The organism is Clostridium sp. (genome assembly GCF_051656525.1).
In the GTDB taxonomy this organism is placed as follows: domain Bacteria; phylum Bacillota; class Clostridia; order Clostridiales; family Clostridiaceae; genus Clostridium.
Window position 1 is genome coordinate 1 of record NZ_JBOGCC010000320.1, and the last position, 3029, is coordinate 3029.

General features: G+C 22.4%; 3 protein-coding genes and 1 pseudogene. 3 read left to right on the plus strand and 1 reads right to left on the minus strand.

The genetic code is table 11. From position 1 onward, the window contains the following. Positions 1-652: 652 nt before the first annotated feature. Both ACRDDY_RS16030 and ACRDDY_RS16035 read left to right on the plus strand, forming a co-directional pair. Positions 653-1165 (plus strand): hypothetical protein, encoded by a 513-nt coding sequence (locus ACRDDY_RS16030; RefSeq protein ID WP_438565943.1) that lies wholly within the window; start codon positions 653-655, stop codon positions 1163-1165. 211 nt (positions 1166-1376) lie between these two features. Beyond that, positions 1377-1508, plus strand: coding sequence for an NAD-dependent deacetylase (locus ACRDDY_RS16035; RefSeq protein WP_438505873.1), 132 nt, complete (start codon positions 1377-1379; stop codon positions 1506-1508). A gap of 57 nt (positions 1509-1565) precedes the next feature. On the opposite strand, the gene ACRDDY_RS16040 is transcribed toward ACRDDY_RS16035, so the two are convergent. Continuing rightward, on the minus strand, positions 1566-2609 hold the full coding sequence (locus ACRDDY_RS16040; RefSeq protein ID WP_438505874.1) for an AbiH family protein: 1044 nt from the start codon (positions 2607-2609) through the stop codon (positions 1566-1568). A gap of 161 nt (positions 2610-2770) precedes the next feature. On the opposite strand from ACRDDY_RS16040, the pseudogene ACRDDY_RS16045 reads away from it, so the two are divergent. Further along, positions 2771-3029: pseudogene (locus ACRDDY_RS16045) on the plus strand (hypothetical protein); the annotation flags it as partial.

A 3029-nucleotide genomic window follows, 5' to 3' on the forward strand; every position in this document is an offset into this window, starting at 1 on the left:
ATTGTAATTTTTTTAAATAAATTTGCTTTTTACTATTTTATATAGTAAATAGATATTATTAGACTCTGTTTTAGTCAAGGGGGCTAGCGGGGGAAGCTTCTTAGTTTAAATTACTAAGAAGCTTTTTTTATTTTATAAATCTCTCTTTTGTTTTATAAAAAACACTTTTTTGTTTTTTTAATTTAAAAAAAACATTATCTTAAGTGTTATTTATAAATAAATTAATTGCAATTTTATCGTATATAATATACAATACACCGTGTTACTTAGAATGTGAAAAATAAGAACAAGTTGGATTTAGTTTTTCTATATCGCATGTGTGTTTTTATTTTTTTAAAACAAATTAGTTTTAAAATTTCATTTTAAGTATACAAGAGAGTGAGTTGGATTTAGCTAGTCTATATCGCATGTGCACTCTCTTCTATTCCTAAAAATTATCCTTTACTATATTTCTCTTTTCTATTTTTTCTACTGGATTATATTGTTCTTTTAATTCTTTTACTAAATCATTTAAATTTCCTTCGGAATTTATTACTCGTAGTTTAATATTATTGTTACTAAAAGTCAATTTTATATTCTAAGATTGTATTTAAATAAGTTAAGTAATATAATAATACTGTAACTATTAAAAGTTAAAAAAGGAACTTAATTTATGAAAAATGATAACTTAAAAATAAGAATAATTGGTTCTCCTGGAAGCGGAAAAACCTATACAAGTAATATTCTCAGTAGAGAATTAAATATTAAAACTATAGATTTAGATAGTATATTTTGGAATACTTCCCTAGCAAATAATAGAATAAAAAATAATTATATCAATAGAGACTCCAGATTAAACTCAATTTTATTAAATGATTCATGGATTATAGAAGGTGTCTATATTAGCCCTTGGACTTTTCATACTTTTTCTGAAGCTAATTATATTTTAGTAATTAAAACTAATAAATGGACTCAATACTATAGATTATTTAAAAGATTTTTTATAAGAAAATTTACTAATTATAGACCAAAAGAAACACTAACAGATTTTAAAAATCTTATTTCTTGGAGTTTTCAGTATCAAAAAGATTTAGATAATTTTATCTCTAACAATTCTTATTCAAATAAAATTATAACAATTAAGACATCTAAAGATTTAAATGACTTTTTAAAATTATTGAATTAAATACTTAAATTTTTAATAAATTTAAAACTTTTTTATACAATCTTTGGTCTAAATATTATAATAAGTGTTAAAAGTAATAAATAATTTAATCCCCCCCCAGATAAGAACCTCTACCCCCCAGAGGTTCTTATTATTTTTTGCAAATATATTTTAATCGTAATATAATTAAAAAAATGGAACTTTTAATTCTTTACATATGGAGGTATTTAAAATGAATGAAAAATGGGATGAATTAGCCAAAATTTTAAAAACTAGCAACAACATTGTTTTCTTTGGCGGAGCAGGTACTTCAACAGAAACTAGGCTTAAATACATCCAAAATAAAAATAGAGGTAGAAATTAATCTACCTCTTCTTTTTCCTTGATAAGAATTAACATTTTCAATATTTTTACTTTATTATCAAATATAAAATAAATCATTATGTTTTATTATTAAATTCTTTTTATCAATACCTATTTCTAACATTTTCTTTTCAAATATTTTTTTCTCATTCTCTCCATAATAAAAAATATTCCATCTTGTGTTTTGATTAACTCTTTTTAAAATTTCTTCAAAATATTCCATATCAACATCTCCTAAAGAGTGTCCAATAACATAAATATTTTTTACTTCAGAAATCTGATTGAAAAAATATTTATTATATTTAATATGATTTTTAGGAATTTTAACTGTTCCTTTATAATAATCTATTAAAAGATTATACTTTAATTGTTCTACTTTGTAATCATAATGGCCTTCTATGCTCTGGAATTCTTCGTGTATTTGCTCTAACTTTTCTTGCTCATCTTCTTCGAGAGATATTTCTTCTGTTTTTCTTTCAAAAAATGAATTATATTCAAAATCTCTTTCTTTTTCTAATTCACTAATTCTATTGATATTCAAATGTCCCATTGCTAATTCATCACCTACTTCACCATGAATATGACATATTCTATCACATTCTATTTCATAAACACTTTCTAATACATTTGTATAATTAAAAGTAAGAAACAAATCATTTGAATCACTCTCTATATACTTTGTTTTTTTATGGACTTTACTTAAATCAATGCTTTGAACCCAACATTTAAGATTTTCTAGTAATCGTTCAGGGATATCTTTTATAAATGATTCTAAATAAATCTCAGCAGTTTCAAAACAATCTTCATAATAAGGATTATCATCTTCTAATCCTAATTCTAAATTTGCACTTAGTATATAATCTTCATTAACAATTTTCATATTATTCTCTATATCACTCCATAAAGATTCATATTCATTATTAATTGGTTCTGTCATTAAAGGATTTTCATATCTTCTATCAAATGAATACATATGTAAAGAATAAAAACCCTCAAAAAATACTTTATCATTACTTTCAACATATTTTTTAAAATCTAAATAACTTGTTTTTAAATCATGAGCTAAATCAAACCCATTTCCAATAATAAATAAATTACTCATAACTCCCCCTGTTTTAACTTTTTACATAAAAATATAGTATAACTTATAATTTTAATAGAAGTCAATTTTATAAAATAAATACTTTATAGCTATTCTAAGATTGTATTTATATAAATTAAATAATATAATACTACTATAATCATTAAAAGTGAGGTGTTATCATGAATAATAAATTAGAGAAAATTTATGAATTAAAAAGTGAACTAGATCATAGAAGACCTCTTAATCAAGGTGAAATAAAAAGAATAAAAGAAAACTATATAATTAAAAATACATATAATTCAAATGCTATCGAAGGAAATACTCTTACTGAAATGGAAACTAGAGTTATTATCGAAACTGGAATTACCGTTGCTAAAAAGACTTTAAGAGAACATTTAGAAGTAAAAAATCATGCTGAAGCTTTATTTTTTATTGAAG